General features: G+C 64.1%; 15 protein-coding genes and 1 other RNA gene. 14 read left to right on the forward strand and 2 right to left on the reverse strand.

The window, feature by feature from the left end:
- Positions 1-27: 27 nt before the first annotated feature.
- On the reverse strand, positions 28-393 hold the full coding sequence (locus tag HMPREF9153_RS06080; RefSeq protein WP_004810351.1) for an RNA-binding S4 domain-containing protein: 366 nt from the start codon (positions 391-393) through the stop codon (positions 28-30).
- A gap of 203 nt (positions 394-596) precedes the next feature.
- On the opposite strand from HMPREF9153_RS06080, the gene ffs reads away from it, so the two are divergent.
- The 8 genes from ffs to HMPREF9153_RS06115 all read left to right on the forward strand — a co-directional run bounded on the left by ffs (position 597) and on the right by HMPREF9153_RS06115 (position 9284).
- Positions 597-693, forward strand: an RNA gene (gene ffs / locus HMPREF9153_RS11585) — signal recognition particle sRNA small type.
- A 38-nt stretch (positions 694-731) separates the two neighbouring features.
- Positions 732-1109 (forward strand): hypothetical protein, encoded by a 378-nt coding sequence (locus tag HMPREF9153_RS06085; protein ID WP_004810352.1) that lies wholly within the window; start codon positions 732-734, stop codon positions 1107-1109.
- A gap of 94 nt (positions 1110-1203) precedes the next feature.
- Complete coding sequence (locus tag HMPREF9153_RS06090; RefSeq protein ID WP_036980071.1) at positions 1204-4071, forward strand: DNA polymerase III subunit gamma and tau; 2868 nt, start codon at positions 1204-1206, stop codon at positions 4069-4071.
- A 115-nt stretch (positions 4072-4186) separates the two neighbouring features.
- The gene (locus HMPREF9153_RS06095; protein ID WP_036980073.1) at positions 4187-4510 is read left to right on the forward strand and encodes a YbaB/EbfC family nucleoid-associated protein; all 324 of its coding nucleotides are present in this window, start codon (positions 4187-4189) and stop codon (positions 4508-4510) included.
- 30 nt (positions 4511-4540) lie between these two features.
- Positions 4541-5146, forward strand: coding sequence for a recombination mediator RecR (gene recR, locus HMPREF9153_RS06100; RefSeq protein ID WP_004810355.1), 606 nt, complete (start codon positions 4541-4543; stop codon positions 5144-5146).
- Positions 5147-5251: 105 nt separating this feature from the next.
- Positions 5252-5818 (forward strand): PadR family transcriptional regulator, encoded by a 567-nt coding sequence (locus HMPREF9153_RS06105; RefSeq protein ID WP_004810356.1) that lies wholly within the window; start codon positions 5252-5254, stop codon positions 5816-5818.
- Positions 5819-5823: 5 nt separating this feature from the next.
- Positions 5824-6606, forward strand: a complete 783-nt coding sequence (locus tag HMPREF9153_RS06110) for an ABC transporter ATP-binding protein (RefSeq protein WP_004810357.1) — start codon at positions 5824-5826, stop codon at positions 6604-6606.
- Positions 6606-9284, forward strand: a complete 2679-nt coding sequence (locus HMPREF9153_RS06115) for an FtsX-like permease family protein (RefSeq protein ID WP_004810358.1) — start codon at positions 6606-6608, stop codon at positions 9282-9284. Before HMPREF9153_RS06110 ends, HMPREF9153_RS06115 begins: the two co-directional genes overlap by 1 nt.
- Positions 9285-9306: 22 nt before the next feature.
- Here HMPREF9153_RS06115 and HMPREF9153_RS06120 read toward each other — a convergent pair whose 3' ends face one another.
- Complete coding sequence (locus HMPREF9153_RS06120) at positions 9307-10773, reverse strand: threonine/serine exporter family protein (RefSeq protein ID WP_036902193.1); 1467 nt, start codon at positions 10771-10773, stop codon at positions 9307-9309.
- A gap of 473 nt (positions 10774-11246) precedes the next feature.
- Between HMPREF9153_RS06120 and HMPREF9153_RS06125 the strand changes: the two genes are divergently transcribed.
- The 6 genes from HMPREF9153_RS06125 (at position 11247) to ileS (ending at position 19956) form a co-directional block, all read left to right on the forward strand.
- Positions 11247-12047: an HAD hydrolase family protein gene (locus HMPREF9153_RS06125; protein WP_004810360.1), complete on the forward strand. Its 801-nt coding sequence runs from the start codon at positions 11247-11249 to the stop codon at positions 12045-12047.
- Between the two features lie 9 nt (positions 12048-12056).
- Positions 12057-12908 (forward strand): Cof-type HAD-IIB family hydrolase, encoded by an 852-nt coding sequence (locus tag HMPREF9153_RS06130; RefSeq protein ID WP_004810361.1) that lies wholly within the window; start codon positions 12057-12059, stop codon positions 12906-12908.
- An 858-nt stretch (positions 12909-13766) separates the two neighbouring features.
- Positions 13767-14405, forward strand: coding sequence for an ATP-binding cassette domain-containing protein (locus HMPREF9153_RS11890; protein WP_171023503.1), 639 nt, complete (start codon positions 13767-13769; stop codon positions 14403-14405).
- Positions 14406-14455: 50 nt separating this feature from the next.
- The gene (locus HMPREF9153_RS11895) at positions 14456-15607 is read left to right on the forward strand and encodes a membrane protein (RefSeq protein WP_036910043.1); all 1152 of its coding nucleotides are present in this window, start codon (positions 14456-14458) and stop codon (positions 15605-15607) included.
- 11 nt (positions 15608-15618) lie between these two features.
- On the forward strand, positions 15619-16200 hold the full coding sequence (locus HMPREF9153_RS11900) for a hypothetical protein (protein WP_080564894.1): 582 nt from the start codon (positions 15619-15621) through the stop codon (positions 16198-16200).
- Positions 16201-16689: 489 nt separating this feature from the next.
- Positions 16690-19956 carry an isoleucine--tRNA ligase gene (gene ileS, locus HMPREF9153_RS06140; protein ID WP_004810366.1) on the forward strand — a complete coding sequence of 1089 codons (3267 nt, stop codon included), beginning with the start codon at positions 16690-16692 and terminating at the stop codon, positions 19954-19956.
- Positions 19957-19962: the final 6 nt, after the last annotated feature.

Genomic DNA, 19962 nt, shown 5'->3' on the forward strand with positions numbered 1-19962 from the left:
GGCGCCAATCCGGGGAGCGGGGTGGCCCTAGTAGTGAGAGTCACGGCCTCGAAGCCGATCAATCTGGCGACGGTCCTTCTTGGTGGGTCGTCCAGCTCCACGGTCACGACGAGCGAGGGGAGCGGACAGGTAGGCGGGCCGAGGAACTGACAGGTCTTCGTAGGCCTCGACGGCCAGCTTCGCGCCGACGCGCTTCGAGATCGGGTCAACGACCTTGAGCACCCGATCCCATCCTGGGGTGCGGATCGTGACGACGTCACCGGGCTTGACGTCATGGGAAGGCTTGACCGGATCGCCGTTGAGACGGATGTGTCCTCCTTTGACGGCGTCGGTGGCCAGCGACCTCGACTTGTACGCGCGCACCGACCACAGCCAGACGTCGATCCTCGTCATGATGCCTCCTTGTGCTCCGATACTGTCGTTGCCCAGGGCCGGGGTCCTCGTCGGGAGATCTGGGTGGAAAAGGTGGTGGCAATGCTATGACCCGTCATCGGTCCTTGCAGCCGGTGCCGTCCGACGCGATCCCACCACACCGTGGGCTACGGTTCGGAGCCGGAGCCAGTTGTCCCTGCAGCCAGTCGTTGGTTAGACTTGAACTTGGTTCCTCGTGCGGCGGCACCTGACTGAACTCCCCCAGGACCGAGAGGTAGCAAGGGTAGGTTGGCTCTACCGGGTGCGCGGGGAGCCCTTTTCATGTCCGCGGCAGCCGCGCCCCCGTCAGGCATTCGTCAATGCCCGGAAGGAGGGTCGTCATGAACGATCAGCAACGCATCATCACGACCGACCGAGCCGGCTCCATTTGGGCAGGCATCACCTGGTGCTCGCTACTGCTGTTCATCGTTGCGGGCATCGTGGGGATGATGGCCCAGACAATGCTGCCGGCCAATCTCGGTTACCCCCAACTCCACGACAGCGGGGTCCCGGCATGGCTGACCTGGACGGTTATCGGGCTGGACATCGTCGCCTTCTTCATCCCTCCGCTGGTGACGACCTCGTGCGGCCGCAAGGCCAAGCGGTTGGGGCATCCGGTGCGCTCTGCGGTGCAGATCGCGTGGACCACCTTCGCCGTCGTCACGGTCATCAGCCTCCTGCTGGTCTTCTTCGGCTGAGGCTGTTCCACGCAGAGCTCGTCGGACTGATGAGACTGTGTCGCGGTCGTCAACTAGGGTTCTTCCCGTGGATGAGAGGGTGCCTGAGCCGGGCATGGAGGACGAGGTCGTCGAGCCTGAGGCCTTCGAACAGGACGGTCCGGATCTTTTCGGCGACGAGGAGCCGCCGCGCCCCGTCATGCCCCCTGACGAAGCCACCCCTGACGACGACCTTCCCCCGGATTCGCGTGATCCGGGTCTGCTGGACGGTCCTGAGACTCCCGGCGAGCCCGACGGTCTGGAGACCGACGAGGACGAGGGTGACGTCGACGATGCCGACACCATCGAACGGATTCAGGAGTTGACCGTGGAGGACCCCGACATCGACATCCCCGACAGCCGTCCTGACGACGATCCGCTCGAACCTCCGTTGGCCCTCTATCGACGTTACCGTCCGGAGACCTTCGACGAGGTCATCGGTGAGGACCATGTCATCGAGCCGCTCAAGCGGGCCATCCTCAACAACCGCGTCAACCACGCCTACCTCTTCTCCGGGCCGCGCGGCTGCGGCAAGACGACGACCGCCCGCATTCTGGCCCGAGCGCTCAACTGCGAGCAGGGCCCCACGCCAACCCCGTGCGGGAAGTGCCAGTCATGCCGCGACCTGGCCTGTGGCGGCCCCGGATCGATCGACGTCATCGAGATTGACGCGGCCTCCCACGGCGGCGTCGACGACGCCCGTGATCTGCGTGAGCGGGCCTTCTTCGCCCCGGTGCACTCGCGGTACAAGATCTACATCATCGACGAGGCCCACATGGTCACCCCTCAGGGCTTCAACGCCCTGCTGAAACTCGTCGAGGAGCCCCCGCCGCACGTCAAGTTCATCTTCGCGACGACCGAGCCGGAGAAGGTCATCGGGACGATTCGTTCCCGGACCCACCACTATCCCTTCCGTCTGGTGCCGCCGAAGGTTCTCGTCGATTACTTGGCTGAGCTGTGCGTTAAGGAGGGGATCGACGTCGACCACGCCGTCCTGCCCCTCGTGGTGCGCGCTGGTGGCGGATCGGTGCGAGACAGCCTGTCGGTGCTGGATCAGTTACTCGGCGGCGCCGCCGATGGCCACGTCAGCTATGAGCAGGCGGCAGCCCTGCTCGGTTACACCCCCGAAGCCCTCCTCGACGAGATCGTTGACGCCTTCGCAGCCGGGGACGCCCACGAGGTCTTCGCCACCATTGACAAGATCATCGAGGTGGGGCAAGATCCGCGCCGCTTTGCCGAGGACCTGCTGCGCCGGATGCGTGATCTCGTCATCATCTCGGCCGTCCCAGACGCATGCCGGACCGGCCTCATCGACGTCTCTCCTGAGCAGGCCACCCGGTTGACCCACCAGGTAGCCGGCTTCGGTGCCGGCGAGCTCACCCGTGCCGCGGAGGTTCTGGCCACCGGACTGACGAACATGCGCGGCACCACTGCTCCCAGGCTTCACCTGGAGCTGATGTGCTCGCGGATCCTGCTCCCTGCGGCTGACACCGGGGGCCGCGGCATCCATGCCCGTCTGGAGCGCTTGGAGCGCAGGATCGGCGTCTCGGGTCCTGTGGACGAGGCCGACCGCGTCGAGAGCCCTACCGCCAGCCAGCCTGTCTCCCGCCCTGCCGAACGTCCTCAGCAGTTCGGACCTCCCCAGCAGTCGGTCGCGCCTCGTGGCGGTTCCCAGCCGGCACAGGGTCCATCCGGGCGCCCGCGCCCCAGCCGTAGGGATTACCAACCCGGCAACGAACCGGGCGGTCAGCCATACCCCGCCCAGAATGGCCCCCAAGGTCATGCCCAGGGACCGCAGGGGACGGCTGATGGCGGCCCGGCGACCGAACAGCGCCAACAGCCCAAGCCTCAGGAACAGCAGACCTCTGACCAGACCCGCCGTGATCGTCCCTCCCCGGCTGCGCCGCAGCAACCCTCTGGGAACCAGAGTGATCGTGCCGAGGGTGCCATCGACATCACGGCCTTGCGTCGCGAGTGGCCGCAGGTGCTTGAGGCCGTGAAGGACGGCGGACGTGTCGCGTGGATGGTCCTCAGCAGCTACGCCCAGGTACTGGAGGTCCACGGGAACCAAGCCACCCTGGGGTTCTCCAACCCTGGAGCGCGGGAACGGTTCGCCAACGGCAACTACCCCAAGATCCTCCACGACGCCGTCGTCAAGGTGCTGGGAGCGGACCTGACCTTCACCGCAGTGATCGGGGAACCTCCGGCGGCGGTACGTCCTCAGTTTCATGAGGAACCGGGTGCCCAGGAACCCCCGACGGAGGATTCCTGGGCTCCGGAACCTCCCGATCATGGGGCCACCCGTGAGAGTCCGACACATCATGGCCCGGGACGGGGTGACGGTCAGCCGGACCCTACTCGTCCCGGTCGGGCTTCCCAGGACCGACCGGGTGACCGTCAGTCGAGTTTCGTTGATGCCTCGGAGGAGCCCTCGAACTCGCCGATCGACAGTTCCCATCCCACCGACTCGGGTGACGACAACTCGGCCCCGGGTTCCATCGCCGAGGATCAGTCCGGGGACGTCCGCGATGAGATCGTCGGGTCCGGCCCGGTGGCTGGCGCTCCCGACCCCGATAGTGGCGAGGCTGCCGATCCCGAGCCCGACCTGGTGCCCGCCGAGGATCACGTCGAGGCAGCGCAGGGCGGTGAGTCCCATGACGCAGGCCGGGAGCAGAACACCTCCACGGCATCCTCACAGGACGCTGCAGTGCAGGCGTCCCACAGCCTCACCCACCGCTGGAGTGAGCGTGCCAAGGGAAGTGTGCGCCCCCTCGAGACAGCTCATCATCGTCCAGCTCAGATCGAGGAGCCTCCTGAGGAGGATGGCGTGTGGGACGACACCGTCCTGGAGGAGTCCAACGAGAGCCCGGTGGACCTCATCATGCGTGAGCTGGGCGGGATCGTCATCGACACCTCGGACGACCGTGACTCAGTTGCCAGGTGATTGCGCTCACGGCACGTACTGACTCGCGAACTCGTCGTCATCAGCGGCTACTGTGGTTGGCGACACCAGGCCGCCCCACCGACGAGGACCAGGGGCCACACACATGGGAGACATCATGACCACTGGAGGATTCGACCTCAGCGGAATCGACATGGGCGCCTTGCTCGCCCAGGCCCAGTCCGTCCAGGGCCAGCTCGAGGCGGCCCAGACCCAGCTCGCGGAGAGCAGCTTCGAGGGTACTGCCGGCGGCGGACTTGTCCGTGCCACCGTCACCGGAACCGGTGATCTCGATGCTCTGACGATCGCTCCCGAGGCCCTCGAGGGCACCGATGCCGAGACCCTCGCCGATCTCGTCGTGGCTGCCGTCAAGGACGCCACCGAGCAGGCCCACGCCATGCAGCAGTCCCTCATGCCACAGATGCCGGGCCTCGGGCTCTGATCCACCCCCACACGTCAGACAGGAGAATTGATGTACGACGGTCCGCTGCAGGAACTCATTGACGCCCTTTCCCGGCTGCCCGGGATCGGGCCGAAGGGTGCACAGCGGATCGCCTTCCACATCCTCGACGCCCCGGCAGAGGAGGTCAACGAATTGGCCGACGCCCTGCGCGAGGTCAAAGAGAAGGCCAAGTTCTGCAAGATCTGCTTCAACGTCTCCTCCGACGAGGTGTGCCAGTACTGCCGCGACCCGCGCCGGGACCAGGCAATGATCTGCGTCGTCGAGGAGTCCAAGGACGTCATCGCGGTGGAGCGAACCCGGCAGTTCCGTGGCCTCTATCACGTCCTGGGTGGGGCCATCTCCCCGCTGGACGGCAAGGGTCCTGCTGACCTTCACATCCGCGAGCTGTGCCAGCGTCTGGCCGACGAGGCGGTGACCGAGGTCATCCTGGCCACGAACCCGAACCTCGAGGGGGAGGCGACGGCGACCTACCTGTCCCGTCTCATCAGCCCCATGGGTGTGACGGTGTCGCGTCTGGCCTCCGGTCTGCCCGTCGGTGGCGACTTGGAGTACGCCGATGAGGTGACCTTGGGGCGCGCCTTCGAGGGGCGTCTCCACGTCGGTGTCGGCGCCTGATCTGCACTGTGTCTTACTATGTGGTCAAAACCGATGATTCCTTGACTGGTGGATATCGCGTATGCGAATCTTGGCCAAGATTCCACCACGGCACCCGGAGGTCACATGTCCATAAGGTTCGCCATCCTCGCATTGTTGGCTGAGAAGCCCCGTCATGGGTATGAGATCAAAAATGAGTTTGATCGCCGCACAAATCACACCTGGCCCCTAAATATTGGACAGGTTTACACAACGTTGGACCGCCTCGAGCGTGATCGGCTGTGCTTCCGGGGCGACGAGACCCCCGATGGTCGGGTCATCGCCACCATCACCCCCGAGGGCCGCGAAGAGGTGCGCAAGTGGTTCGCCACCCCGATCACCCCGGCGAATCCGCCGCGCAACGAGCTCGCCATCAAGATTGCCCTTGCGGCCACCTCGAAGGAAGTTGACGTCGCTGCCCTCATCCAGGATCAGCGCCGCGCCACCATGCACCAGTTGCAGGAATACCGTCAGGCCCGCCGTGGTGTCGCCGAGGAAGACCTCGCCGGTCAGCTCCTCGTTGAGGGAATGATCTTCGTCGCCGAGGCCGAGATCCGCTGGCTCGACCACTGTGAGTCCAAGGCCATCCAGACCTCTCGCCGTCGCCGCGACGAGTCCGTGGCGGAGGAGCCCAAGGTCGTCCAGGAGGCCTGAACCGCATGACGTCGACCCCGCCGCGTGCCGCTGGCGAGATCACTCGTCCGACGCCTCGTACCGTCCTGTCCCTGGACCACGTGAGTCGCTCCTTCGGTGACGGCGAGCGACAGGTCGACGCCATCAAAGACGTCAGTCTGGGCGTCAATCCCGGTATCTTTGCAGCCGTCATGGGGCCATCAGGTTCGGGCAAGTCCACCCTGCTCGGCCTCGCCGGAGGACTGGATCAGCCCACCTCCGGCACGGTCTCCGTGTGCGGAGAGCCGCTGGGGGGCATGTCCCGTGACGACCTGGCACGAGTCCGACGCCGTCAGCTCGGCTTCGTCTTCCAGGACTACAACCTCGTCCCCACCCTCACTGCGGTCGAGAACGTCTCCCTGCCCCTTGAACTCGACGGGGTCTCCGCCAAGCGTGCCCGCAATGCGGCCGCGATCGCCCTGGAACGTGTCGGTCTGCCCGGACTTGCCGATCGGCACATCGAGAAGATGTCGGGGGGACAACGTCAGCGGGTCGCCATCGCGCGCGGCATCGTCGGGGACCGCCGGGTCCTCCTCGCCGACGAGCCCACCGGTGCCCTTGATTCTGCGACGGGTGACGACATCATGGCCCTCATCCGGGCACTTGCTGACGAGGGGGTTGCCGTCGTCCTGGTGACCCATGAGGCACGCCACGCAGCCTGGGCAGACCGCGTGGTCTTCCTGCGTGACGGCAAGATCGTCGACGAGTCCCAGGTCGTCAGCGACCCCATGGAACTCCTCAGCGACAACCCGAAGCGCGGGGAGTGGTGATGGGATCCGGGAACACCCCCGACAGCCCTTACGGCGGTGCCATCGTCCGACTCTCCGGAGAGGCCGTCGCACATGGACGATCCCACCGCCGGCTCATCACCCGGCTGGCTGCCCGGGATATCCGCAGACACAAGGCGCGTTCCCTGCTCATCGTGCTGCTGATAGCTCTGCCCGTGGCCATCATGTCCGGGCTGGGCACGATCCTCGACGCCGACGGAACCACTACGGACAGTGAGACCGTCTCGAAGTATGGCGACGCCGACATGCTCATCATGCCGATTGAGGACTGGGATGGTCACTGCTCCCAGGACAGTCCGGATTTCGCTTACTGCGACGTCCAGGGATCGCCGACTCCCGAGCTGCGCGCCCGCCAGCGGCAGGCCATGGAGAACCTCCACGTCGCGGGTCACGAGCTGTATCCGCTGCGGGTCAGGACTGTTGACGTGGCATGGCGATCCGCCACCCTCGAGGGCGCCGTCAAGGGGATTGACCTGACAGCCGTGCGCCCTGATCGCATGGAACTCCCGAGTGGACCGATGCCTCGTGGTAACAATGTCTGGGCCTCCGGAAGCGCTGCAAAGAAGTATGGCTGGTCAACCGGCTCACACGTCACCATCGACGGCCGTCAACGCACCATCACAGGGCTGATGCGAGAGCGGTCGTCCAGCTACGAACCGACTTTCTGGGTGGGCCCCGAGGATCCACTCGTCAGGAATGGGGCTCTCACCTATTACGTCAAGGGTCCACAGCTCGCCAAGGAACAGATCGCGAAACTCAACGCCTCGGGCCTGGGGGTCGAGGAGCGGCAACTCGACAGTGCTTCTGACGATGACGGTGTCGTCGCGGGCCAGATGTTCGCCCTGGTTCTGGCCGCTGTCGTCCTCTCCTCGGTCGTCACCGCCACCATCGCCTCCGCCGCCTTCTCCATCGGGGCTCGCCAGCAGCGGCGCATGCTCGCTCTGCTGGGAACCACGGGTGCCGCCCGCCGGGACCTCATGGGTGTGATGATCGGCCAAGGACTGTTGCTCGGCTCGACCGGCGCGGTGCTAGGAGTGGTGCTCGGCATCGGAGCGGCCAATGTCTTCGTGGTCATCGGACGTCGCGCCAATCCCGGATACCTCCTGACCTACAGTGTCAACTGGGAGTACGCCATCGTCGGTCTGGTCATCGGTCTGTTGGCGGCGGTGGTCGCATGTTGGCTCCCGGCGCGGGAGGTGGCTCGCCAGGACGTCCTCATGGGGGTTCGACACGCTGAGGCAGCGGCCTCACCAGTGCGGCGTCCCATGGCAGCCATCGTCGTGGCGATCATCGGGGCACTCGTCGGGATCGGGTGGGTCATCCGTGACCGTGTCAACACGTCCGACCCCTACGACGTCGTTCCTCTCAACATCGGCATTGTCGTGACCATCGTCATCTTGTACCTGGCTGCCGTCTTGGCTCTGCCATGGCTCGTCAACAAGGTGTCCATACCACCGTCATCGCGGCTGTCGATCCGCTTTGCGCTGCGCGATCTCAACCGGAACCGGGGGAGAGCAGTCGCGGGAGCCGCGGCGTCCATGGCCATCACCGTCTTGGCCGGTGTCTTCGTGACCCTGGCGGATGGCAGCGCGATACAGGATCGAAACAGCTACCAGCCCAACTACGCCGCCAACGTGGCGAGGTTGACCGGGGATGACGGTCACGACCACTTTGCTTCTGAAAAACGCATGAGCAAGGAGGTCGAGCAGGTTGAGGCAGTCTTCGGGCCATCCGTGAAATACCAGCGTGCGCTGGAACCCGTCACCCGTGAGAAGGGCGGACAGAACTGCAGGAACGGTCTCAGTGTGGATGCGCCGAGTTCGGCTCCTCGTGACAACGAGATGGAGCGCAACCTGTCCGTCGCCTCGGCGGTCATTGACGATGGCACCCTCTACGAGCTACTGACCGGCCAGAAGGCCGGCAGCAAGGTCATGAAGGCCCTTGACAAGGGCATCATCCTCTTCCAGCCCGATGCACGGGGACGATCCCAGGTATCAGTCTTCCGGGACGACGAACCGAATGGGTCCCATGAGCTCGAGGTGACGGCGATCAAGGCCCCTGAGAGCTCTCTCGGTCTCCAGATGCCAGCCCTCATCGGGCGCAACACCGCTGCCAAGGCGCTGGGAGTCAGCCCCGACGCCATGAAGACCCAGGCGACGGACATGTGGCTTCGTCTGCCACACCCCCCGACCTCGGAAGAGGGAGACCGTCTGCAGAACTCCCTCATGGACATCACCGGAAGTACCTCCGACTTCCAGTGGGAAGAGGGATTCTCGGACTCCTCGGGAACCTTCGTGCGCTGGGCGGCGATCATTGGGGCATTCCTGGCCACCTTCGTGGGTGCCGTGGTACTTGCCCTGACCTTGTCGGACTCGAACGCCTCGCGTACTGCCATCGCATCGGTGGGAGCATCCACCGCGACGCTGCGACGCATGGTTGCGGCTCAGGCCTTCGTCACGACAGGTATCGGCCAGGTGCTCGGATTGATCGTGGGATTCGTGCCCGTCGTCATCATGATTGGGTGTGCCGACACGATGCAGCCTGTTCCGTGGCCAGTTGGCTGGCTGGCACTCATCGTGGTCGCCCCGCCGGTACTGCTGGCCATTGTGGCCAGGTGGTGTGTCCCGGTGCCCAAGGCCCGGATGCCCCGGGTGGACTGACGACGGCACCCGCGGGGGCGCGCTACCGCGCCCAGGTTCCCGTCATGGACGGGTCGTTGTCGGGATTGTTGAGGGCCGGATGATGCGGATCAGCCGGGGGCTGGGACCGACGACGACGCCGCTCGCGCGGGACGGCCTGACCAGCACCCCAGGAGGCCAGGGTCGCCAGCCGGGAGCGCAGATCCTTCGGCAAGGTGAACGGGCGAGCGATGAGGGCTCCGAAGCTGCCGCCCACGGCCAGCGCCACTCCCACCAGCAGGGCCTCCAGGAAGAGGGTCCAGCCGTCGCCCGTGGCGACACCGGTCCCGTTCTGGGCGTTGACGATCATGTACAGCGCTCGGTACATCATGACACCAGGCATCAGGGGGACGATGGCGATCGTCACCAGACCGAGTTGTGGCACCCTCCAACGTCGGGCACCCAGGGCGGCGATGATGCCAGCGACCATGGCGCCGAGTCCCGAGGCAGCAGACACCGATCCCGTGAGCTGCATGCCAATGATGTAGCCGCCCCACGCGGCAGCTCCCAGTACCGCGCAGATGGCCAGGGTGCGGTAACCGGCGTGGGAGGAGATACCGAAGGTGACGGCGATGACGGCCGCGCAGACCATCTGCAGGATGGGATCGGTCGAGAATCCCAGGGATGGCGAGATGTATCCCGGTACGCCTAGTCGCAGTCCGACCCACATGACGGTGATGACACCGAGGATGATCCCGCCGGTCTGCACGAACCCCTCCAGGAATCGTCCCGAACTGGTGACGACGTAGCCATCGAGAGCGTCCTGGGAAGCAGCGACGAAGGAACCTCCCGCCAGCAGGGAGACCATTCCGGATGCGACGATGAGAGAGGGGGACAGCGGAATGGGGTTGTGGGAGGCCGCCATGTACACCATGACGAGCAGGGCGAAAGCAGTGGCGATGCCCGCGCCGGCAGCTTGGGTGAAGAAGTTGGTGATCCTCCTGCGCGCCATGGCCTGCACGGTGGCGTCGACGATGCACGTGGAGAAGAAGCTCAGTACACCGTCCATCGGGGCGCCACCGAAGAGAGTCGACAACCCGGCCCCCATGAGGCCCACATTCAGGGTGACGAACCACTGCCGGTACAGACGCGGGCTGCGGGTGATGGCGGCAAGGCGATCAGCGGCCTCCTCCAGCCCGACGGTCCTGGCGCAGATGTCGTCGACGAGGAGTTGGAGTTCACCGAGACGCTGGTAGTCGTTGCTGCGGGAGCGCACGACCCGCAGCGCGGTGATGGGGTCCTCCTCCAGGCCTCGATGCTGGGTGACGATGACGGAGGTGTTGGTGATGTCGATGTGGACTGTCACCCCGTAGGTCGCGGTGATGCGCAGGGCCATCGCGATGGCCTCCGAGACCGAACCTCCGACCGAGATCGCCATGACGGAGACCCTCGTCACGAGATCGACGACCCGTCGAGCCTGCCGCGTCGCCATGTCGGAGTTGCCCGGGTTGAGGGCGAGGGTGGTCTCCATCGGGGTCGCGGCTCGAAAGAACCGCTCCAGGGGGACGCGACGGGCACGGTGAACCTTGGGAGGCCCGGATCGACGGCTCTGCGGAGCGGTCGTCTCCGGCGAGGTCGTCGCCGACGGCGGCAGGGTCCACGACGTCGAGGCGGTGCGCACCGGGCCGAGCCGGGTCGGGCTGTCATCCTCGACCGGAGGTTCCGGCGGAGTCGGATGGGTCTGGGACGTCGGCTGAGCGGATGCCTGGCCGGGGCGGAAGATGCGAGCGTCGATACCGTCAGCGGTGAGCGGGATGGGCTCGTCCCCGTGCCAACGACGAGACGACGCGGACCCGCTACGAGCGCCCTCCTGCTTCCTCGCCATCGGCCAGTACCCCCTCCGCACAAAACGCCCCGCAGAAACCATTGTGATGGTCCCCACCGACGGTACCCAAACCGTGTGGGTGACCGGGCGGGTTCAGCACGGGCCGATAGGGTGGGAACGTGCTCATCGCCACTGATCTCGACGGAACATTCCTACGCCCGGACGCCACCGTTTCTGCCCGGAATCTCGCGGCTCTCGAAGCTGCCGAAGCAGCCGGGATCCACGTCGTCCCGGTGACGGGGCGAGCCATCGGCGGGCTACGGATCCTTGGTCCGATCTTCCGCCGGTACGCCTTGGTCAGCAACGGTGCCGTTGGGGTGGACCTGTCGGCCGGTGCGACCCTCTTCACCAAGACGATGTCGGCCTCGACCGTCAGGGCTTACGTCGATCGGCTCACCGTCGAGATCCCGGGTACCGTCTTCTGCGCGGAGATCGGGGACTCCTCGGTTTTCCTCGTTGAGGACGGGTATGACGACATCGTCCCGCCGTTCGAGTCCAAGAACGACCCCGCCGAGCATGTCCTCGTCAGTCGCGACGAACTGTGTTCCACCGAGGCCGTCAAGCTCATGATCGTGCACCCGAGCGTTCCCGCAGGCGAGGTCTACGAGCGGTCCAGGCTTCTCGACACCCCTGGAGTCCACTCCACCTGGGCGGGATTCACGGTGACCGAGGCCGGACCCGCCGGCGTCACCAAGGCCAGTGGCCTGGAGCACATCTGCAAGGTCCTCGGACAGGACCGCGCCGACGTCGTCGCCCTGGGTGATGGTGCCAACGATGTCGAAATGCTGCAGTGGGCTGGAACTTCCTACGCGATGGGTGGTGCGAAGCCGGAGGCCGTCGCCGCTGCCGATCTGCGGGCACCGTCGTGCGTCGAAGACGGATTCGCCGTTGTCGTCGAGAAGATCTTGGCATCCCGATAATCTCGCAGTGTGTTGATAGCGACAGATCTCGACGGGACCCTGCTGACCCCTGAGGGCACCATCAGCCCTCGTACCCGTGATGCCATCCGTGCTGCCGAGAGGGTCGGGGTGCCGGTGGTGCCGGTCACCGCCCGGCAGATCTACGGCATTGAGAAATGGCGGGACGACCTGGGCCGGTGGGCGCTGTGTTCCAACGGCGCCATTTGCTGGGATCTCCAGGCCCACACGGTGCTCTTCCGCCAGCTGATGTCGGCTGCCGTGGCGAATGAGTTCGCCCACCGTCTCCTTGCTGCTGCTCCTGGCATCCGCTTCTTGACGATTAAGGACGACGGTCTCACCTTTGCGTCCCAGCGTGGTTACGCAGGGTTGACGACCTTCGCCGACCACTCTCGTGACCCCTCGGATATGCCGGCCCTGGACCTCGACGAGGTCCTCGACGGGGACTGCCTCAAGATGGTGGCTCGTCACCCCAGCCTGCCCATTGAGGAGCTCGCTGCCCGTGCCGCCGGTGTCGGGATGACCGACGAGGTCCACGTCACCACCTCCGGCAAGCCGATGCTGGAGATAAGTGCCAAGGGGGTCACCAAGGACTCTGGTCTGGCGATGCTGTGCGATCACCTGGGAATCGATCAGCGCGACACCGTCGCCTTCGGGGATGGGGCCAACGACGTCGAGATGTTGGAGTGGGCAGGGGACTCCTACGCGATGGCCAATGCGGTGCCGGTGGCGGTCGAAGCGGCCCGCCACCGGGCGCCGTCGAACGCCGAGGACGGGGTTGCCAAGGTCGTCGAGGAGTTGCTGGCGGTGAGAGAACAGGGTGACGAACGATTCGACGCTCGTAATGGCAGTTGGCGAGCGTAATCCTGAGTTTTGGGCCGGTGATCTCGACGGCGGTGTCGGGGATCGGGTTCTTGCCCTTTTTCGTGGGGCAGCCACATACCCGGTTTCGTGCCTTTTCGTCATGGCTTCTGTCCGTGCTGGCATCGGCAGTCTCACCCCACCACCACCGGCTCTCCGCCGTGACTGACCTACACCGTTTCGCGGGGAAAATGAGGTGAGGCACGGTCCCTCGTACGCGGGAACCCATGAGTGTCGTCACCGTCTTGACTGCAACCAATGTCTGCGAATACGCTCGCCTAGCGATGATCCGCCGAGGGGTGGCGGGCACTAGGCTACGAGGGCTAGCTGTATGAAGAATCGAACGGTTGCAGGCGTGACAATAGCGGCCACTTGTCTCGGCGTAATTGGGTGCGCTACGGCATGGGCAGAAACTCCAGATGGGGCTAAGAACACGTACATCTCCAACTGGGCGGTGGGACATGAATCGTCTAAGTGGAATGATCCTAACCGGCATGATGGCAGGACTAGCCTCTCGCACTACACGAAGTGTTCGCCCGCGCCCGATAGTGCCGGTGTGATTCCTAAAACCGCAACGTACAATCTGCGTCAGGTAAGGGACTTTAGACCAGATGTAAAATTCGGTGACAAGGCGCTGTCGTGCGCGAAGACAGGTTCCGCTTACTATGGGCGCCTGCCTGCCGGAACTTACAGATTCCGGCTAGTTGGCCTGACGGGGGGATCTACTACGTGGTTGAAGCTTTCTGTTCGTGATTTCCGGATCCGATGGTGACCCGGACCCTACAGCTTGAAGGGGTTCATTTCTCCTATCCGCGACGCAGATCCCGGCTTTTTACTGAACTGAACTTGATTCTGGGTGATATGGGGCCGACGGTTCTCTTGGGCCTTAATGGAGCGGGGAAGACCACCCTGCTGCGGTTATGTGCGGGCGAACTTCGGCCCTCTGCGGGGTTAATTGCTGTGGATGGAGGCAAGGATCCCCGCTCTGTTGTGTCTCTGATGCCCCAGCAGATCAGGCCAATTCCTGGATTCCGGGTGGTTGAACAAGTCGCATATTCAGCTTGGCTTGGCGGGTGTAGTTCATCCCAGAGCGAGAAGCGGGCAGTTATGGCGCTAGAGGCAGTCCAATTGGAAGACCACCTTAAGGACAAGCCCAATCAGTTGTCCGGAGGACAGCTGCGTCGAGTTGGTCTGGCTCAAGCTCTGGTAGGCGGACAGCCGATTGTTTTGCTCGATGAGCCGACCGCTGGCCTTGATCCAGCGCAGAAGCACGTATTTCGGAATCTGCTCACGAAACTCGGCGCTACTCGTAGTTTTGTGGTGTCCACTCACGACACTTCCGACATTGACTCAATGTACAACAGGGTCGTGATATTGCATGAGGGGCATATTGTCTACGACGGATCGACCGATGAGTTCCTGATGCATGGTGCGGGATCTTCTCATGCAGCAGAGGCGGCATTTCTCGATGTCGTGGGTGCATCGGAGCAGGCATCATGACGTGGCGTCTCCTGCTCCGGCGATCTTATGGTGTGCGTCTTTTGCCGGTAATGCTGCTCATGTGGTGCTATGGAGCATTTGGGAATCCTCAGGCACACTCAACTATTGAGCGAGCTTCCAGCACACTTTACGCATTCATGATGGTTGCGGGGCCCGTCGCACTGAGCACTTGCTTGGAACTTCGGAGATTTACCGAAGGCCAGATTCTAAAGAGATTATCCAAGCGGTCTCGGTTGAGAATTGTGGCGCCGTGGTGGGCAATTGCTGTTCTTCCCTCCGCAATGGCTGTAGGTGTTTCAGTTCTGCTTTCAGGATCTGGGGATCAAATTGTAAGAATGTCATTGATTGGTGTTGTCTGGATGCTCGCGTGGGGTGTCTTTGGTGCCGTGATTGGAGTGTCATGGCCATTGGCATTGGCAGCACCGACAGCTCTTGGGATCCCATTTGTGCTCGTTTTGTATGGCCCGGCCGTATCGGTACTGGAATTGAGGTATCTGGTTGGCTATTACATGAGCTGCTGCAATGTGGGGGAGATGCTAGATCCGCGAGTCCTTGTGGCCGGTATGACGATGGCATGCGGCGTTCTTGTCGTGTCGATGATGGCGCTCATTGCGGGTAGAGAGCGCCGTCATCCAAATGCCATCGTGACCGTGGTCTTGATTATCGGGCTGGTCTCAACAGTGTTAATTGGGTTCCGTGAGGTGGAGGGTGTGGGTGCTCTCCCTGCCGTGCCTCGAACTGGAACACAGACGTGTTTGAAGGATCCCACGGTGTGTACCTGGGGGCCGCAGGACCTCCAACTCCTGGGTCCCATAGTGCAGAAGGCAGATGCTGCGTGGAGGGCTAACGGGATTCATGTTCCAAGGGAATATCGGCAGGGCACTGGACAATCGACTCAAACAACCGTTTGGTGGTCGGCGTCAGCAGAGAATGCGTCTGGATCGGCAGGACCCGCACTGTCAGCAGTCGCAGATGGCATGGCTGTTGCTCCATGCCAAGCTCGTAAAGACCAAGTGGAGATCTGGGTGGAAGATGTCCAGGAGCGTGTTGTCGCTTGGTTGGTGGAACATTCCGGCATCGAGGCGCGAGACGCGACATTGTCCCCAGAGACTCGTGAGTGGTTGAAATCCATCGATCGATTGCCGATCGAGAAACAGGCCAGCATTATTGAACAAGATCGAGCCCGGCTTCGGACATGTTGAGCCGTAATGTGGTGCTGGGCTGGAGGGCATGGGCGCGAAATCGGTCCCTGTTATCTTTGCTTGCAGCTACTGTGGTTTGTTGTGTCCTCATCGGGCTCACTTCCGAGGTCATGGTCACGATCCCCCCGTTTTTGACCGGGAGCGGTGTTGACGTTCCTAATGCCGCCGTAGTTCCCTTGTGCGTGGTCATCGTGCAAGGTTGGTGTCTTTCGCGGCGTGACACGCGGCTGGAAGTAGGATCGGGGCGGCGGACTGCACTTGCCGATTGCCTCTTGTCAATGACGTCGGCCGTGCTTCTTGGAACCGTGGCATATGTGGGAGATCTTCCCGTCGGAATGGTTGCCACGCGAAATATTGTCGGATTGTCTGGGGTGACCCTTTTCGCCAACGCACTTGGTGTCAAGAGGCTGTCAGCCCTACCTGCCACTATCTGGGTCCTCATGAGTCTTGTGGCGGGGAGCACCACGAGTCTCGAAGCTCTGTGGTCTTGGCCGGTGAAGGATCGCACAGATGCATTGTCTGCAGTGTTCTCAGGGACCCTTTGCCTTCTGGGGATCTCTACTTCGCTGGTGAGGTCTCGCCATGTGGTGTAGCCGTGGGTGATCCGCTTGGACGGGGCCAACTGGCCGGTATGGGCAGGTAGGGTTCCTCCGGGGTCCGTGGCTGACTCTGAAACCTGCGTGCCACCGGCGTTTGTGGTACGACGCCTCGATCACGTGTCTACGTGCGGGCAGGCGGATATCCCGGGTGTGTGGCATTTCGGTACATGATGGTCGTTCGTGGCGTCGGTGGTGGCAAAGACGCCGTGGAGCGACGTCATTGCCACCGTGCCCGGAGACCCGCCACAATTCTCTCCAGTTGGAGTAAGATGCTTGCGACCGCAAGGCAGTGATGGGGCGATCACCCCGGAGTCGCCGGAAGAACGGGTACGTGCACACACCACCTCAGTAGAACCGGCAGCGATCGACGAACCGAGAGGCCGACGTCGTCGACGTCGCGCAAGGAGGGTGGTACCGCGGGTACCCGGAGAATCCGGTGTGCTCGTCCCTCGGAGACCCGAGACGAAGGATCCACCCGCCGCGATGACCGATGTGAACTCAGTCCGCCCTGACAACTGCCGGCAGTACAACAGCGTGCCGCCGCAGATTGACCTTCCCGCGATGGACCACGAGATCATGGATCTGTGGGCCCGGGAACACACTTTCGAGAAGACCCTGGAGGCCACTAAGGACGGCCAGCCGTGGACCTTCTTCGAGGGTCCGCCGACCGCCAACGGTCAGCCTGGTACCCACCACGTCGAGGCTCGCGTCTTCAAGGACGTCTTCCCCCGCTTCAAGACCATGCAGGGATTCCGCGTCGACCGCAAGGCCGGCTGGGACTGCCACGGCCTGCCTGTCGAGCTGGCCGTCGAGAAGGAGCTGGGGTTCTCCGGCAAGCCCGACATCGAGAAGTACGGCGTCGAGCCCTTCAACGCCAAGTGCCGTGAATCCGTCACCCGCCACGTCGACGCTTTCAGCGAGCTCACCGAGCGAATGGGCTACTGGGTCAACATGGATGAGGCGTACTGGACGATGAACCCGTCCTACGTCGAGTCGGTGTGGTGGGGCCTCAAGCGGATCTGGGACAAGGGTCTGCTCGGCGAGGACCACCGCGTCGCTCCGTACTGCCCGCGGTGTGGCACGACCTTGTCCGACCACGAGCTGGCCCAGGGCTACCAGGACGACCGCGACCCGTCGATCTTCGTCCGCTTCCCGGTGACCTCGGGCCCACTGGCCGGTCGCGCCAAGCTGCTGGTGTGGACGACCACCCCGTGGACCCTCATCTCGAACACCGCGGTCGCGGTGCATCCCGAGGTGCGTTACGTCGTCGCTCACCAGAATCCGGTTCCCGAAGGTTCCGACGCCGTCGCCACCATCTCCGGGGACGACCCGGTCTCCGAGGACCTCGTCATCGCCGAGCCGCTCTTTGAGAAGGTGCTGGGTGAGGGGTGGAGCCTGACCGGCGAGTCCTTCATGGGTACCGAGATGGAGTTCTGGGCCTATGAGCGTCCCTATGACTTCCTGGAGTGGCCCAGGACCGAGCGCGTCACCACCGACGGCCGTCCAACCCCTGCTGACGCCAACTTCGTTGTCCTCGGCGACTACGTCACCACCGAGGACGGTACCGGCCTGGTCCACCAGGCTCCGGCCTTCGGCGCCGACGACCTGCTGACCTGCCGTCGCTACGGCCTGCCGCTGGTCAACCCGATCCGTCCCGACGGCACCTTCGACGAGTCGGTCCCGATGGTCGGTGGGCAGTTCTTCAAGACTGCTGACAAGCCGCTGTGCGACGACCTCGACAAGCGCGGAATCCTGTTCCGACTCGAGATGCACTGGCACTCCTATCCGCACTGCTGGCGCTGTGACACCCACCTCATCTATTACGCCCAACCGTCGTGGTACATCCGCACCACCCGCGTCAAGGAGCAGCTGCTCGAGCAGAACGAGGGCACCACCTGGTACCCCGAGACGATCAAGCACGGCCGCTTCGGCGACTGGCTCGAGAACAACATTGACTGGGCCGTCAGCCGCTCGCGCTACTGGGGCACCCCGCTGCCACTGTGGCGCAACGACGACGATCCCTCCGACGTCATTTGCGTTGAGTCCCTGGCTGAACTGTCCCAGTATGCCGGACGCGACCTCACCGGAATGGACCCGCACCGTCCGTTCATCGACGAGGTGACCCTCACCCGTGACGGTCACACCTACCACCGCGTCCCCGAGGTGGCCGACGCCTGGCTGGACTCGGGCTCGATGCCCTTCGCCCAGTGGGGTTACCCGCACGTTCCCGGTTCCAAGGAGAAGTTCGAGGCCCATTACCCGGGCGACTTCATCTGTGAGGCCATCGACCAGACCCGTGGCTGGTTCTACACCATGATGGCCGTCGGAACCCTCGTCCTTGACGAGTCCTCGTATCGCAACGTGCTGTGCCTGGGCCACATCCTCGCCGAGGACGGCCGCAAGATGAGCAAGCACCTGGGCAACATCCTGCTGCCCATCCCACTCATGGACAAGCACGGTGCCGACGCGGTGCGCTGGTTCATGGCCGCTGACGGTTCCCCATGGAGCGCTCGTCGCGTCGGTGACGAGACCATCCAGGAGACAGTCCGCAAGGTCCTGCTGACCTACTGGAACACCGTCAGCTTCCATGCCCTGTACGCCCGCGCCAATGACTGGTCCCCGGCCACCGCTCCCGCGGCTCCGGCCGTCGCCGGGCGCCACGTCCTGGACCGCTGGCTGGTCAGCGCCACCAACGTCCTCGTCCGTGAGGTCACCGAGGCACTGAACAACTTCGACACCCAGCGCACCGGAACCCTCATCGCCCAGTTCGTCGACGAGATGTCCAACTGGTATGTGCGTCGCTCCCGGCGTCGCTTCTGGGACGGCGATCAGAGCGCCCTGTGGACCTTGCACGAGACCCTCGAGACACTCACCCGTCTGATGGCCCCGATGGTCCCGTTCATCACTGAGCGCGTCTGGCAGGACCTCTTCGTGACGACGAATCCTGGGGGCCAGACGTCGGTGCACCTGTCGACCTGGCCGGTTGCCGACGAGTCCGTCATCGACGAGTCCTTGACCGAGTCGATGGATCTGGCCCGACGCATCGTCGAGTTGGGTCGTGGCGCTCGCGCCGAGGCCAGGGCCAAGATCCGTCAGCCGCTGTCGCGTGCCCTCATCTCGGGTGCCGCCCTGGCCAAGCTGGACGAGGATCTGCAGGCCGAGATTCGTTCCGAGCTCAACGTCATGGCCTTGGATTCCTTCACCGCGGCCGGCGACCTCGTCGACCACTCCGCGAAGGGCAACTTCCGGGCACTCGGCAAGAAGTACGCCAAGGCCACCCCGAAGGTCGCTGCCGCCATCGCCGCTGCCGATCCGGAATGGCTGGCCTCCGAGCTGGCCTCCCACGGCTCGGTCGAGCTGGAGGTGCCCGAGGTCGAGGGCGGCAGGGCGGTCGTGACTGCTGACGAGGTCATTGTCTCCGAGCGTCCGCGTGAGGGGTGGAGCGTCCTCAACGAGCAGGGTGAGACGGTGGCCCTGGATCTGGAGATCACCCCGGAGCTGGCCCGCTCCGGTCAGGCCCGTGAGGTCATCCGGTTCATCCAGGACAGCCGCAAGAAGGCCGGCCTGGACGTCTCCGACCGCATCTGCCTGTCCTGGCAGGCTGACGGTGAGCTGGCGGTGGCAATCGAGGAGCACCTCGACGAGATCACCGGCGAGGTGCTGGCCACCTCGGCCAACCGCGGCGAGGCTGACGAGCAGTGGTCCCGCGACGAGGAGCTCGGCCTCGCCGTGAAGGTCGAGAAGGTTTGATGGACC

The sequence above is a fragment of the Cutibacterium avidum ATCC 25577 genome (assembly GCF_000227295.1).
GTDB classification, from domain to species: Bacteria; Actinomycetota; Actinomycetes; order Propionibacteriales; family Propionibacteriaceae; genus Cutibacterium; species Cutibacterium avidum.

What these genes read in the sequence shown, in the direction of transcription:
- HMPREF9153_RS06080 (WP_004810351.1), bottom strand. Translation starts at nt 393, where the DNA reads ATGACGAGGATCGACGTCTGGCTGTGGTCGGTGCGCGCGTACAAGTCG.
- HMPREF9153_RS06085 (WP_004810352.1), top strand. Translation starts at nt 732, where the DNA reads ATGCCCGGAAGGAGGGTCGTCATGAACGATCAGCAACGCATCATCACG.
- HMPREF9153_RS06090 (WP_036980071.1), top strand. Translation starts at nt 1,204, where the DNA reads ATGGAGGACGAGGTCGTCGAGCCTGAGGCCTTCGAACAGGACGGTCCG.
- HMPREF9153_RS06095 (WP_036980073.1), top strand. Translation starts at nt 4,187, where the DNA reads ATGACCACTGGAGGATTCGACCTCAGCGGAATCGACATGGGCGCCTTG.
- recR (WP_004810355.1), top strand. Translation starts at nt 4,541, where the DNA reads ATGTACGACGGTCCGCTGCAGGAACTCATTGACGCCCTTTCCCGGCTG.
- HMPREF9153_RS06105 (WP_004810356.1), top strand. Translation starts at nt 5,252, where the DNA reads ATGTCCATAAGGTTCGCCATCCTCGCATTGTTGGCTGAGAAGCCCCGT.
- HMPREF9153_RS06110 (WP_004810357.1), top strand. Translation starts at nt 5,824, where the DNA reads ATGACGTCGACCCCGCCGCGTGCCGCTGGCGAGATCACTCGTCCGACG.
- HMPREF9153_RS06115 (WP_004810358.1), top strand. Translation starts at nt 6,606, where the DNA reads ATGGGATCCGGGAACACCCCCGACAGCCCTTACGGCGGTGCCATCGTC.
- HMPREF9153_RS06120 (WP_036902193.1), bottom strand. Translation starts at nt 10,773, where the DNA reads ATGGAGACCACCCTCGCCCTCAACCCGGGCAACTCCGACATGGCGACG.
- HMPREF9153_RS11890 (WP_171023503.1), top strand. Translation starts at nt 13,767, where the DNA reads ATGGGGCCGACGGTTCTCTTGGGCCTTAATGGAGCGGGGAAGACCACC.
- HMPREF9153_RS11895 (WP_036910043.1), top strand. Translation starts at nt 14,456, where the DNA reads ATGCTGCTCATGTGGTGCTATGGAGCATTTGGGAATCCTCAGGCACAC.
- ileS (WP_004810366.1), top strand. Translation starts at nt 16,690, where the DNA reads ATGACCGATGTGAACTCAGTCCGCCCTGACAACTGCCGGCAGTACAAC.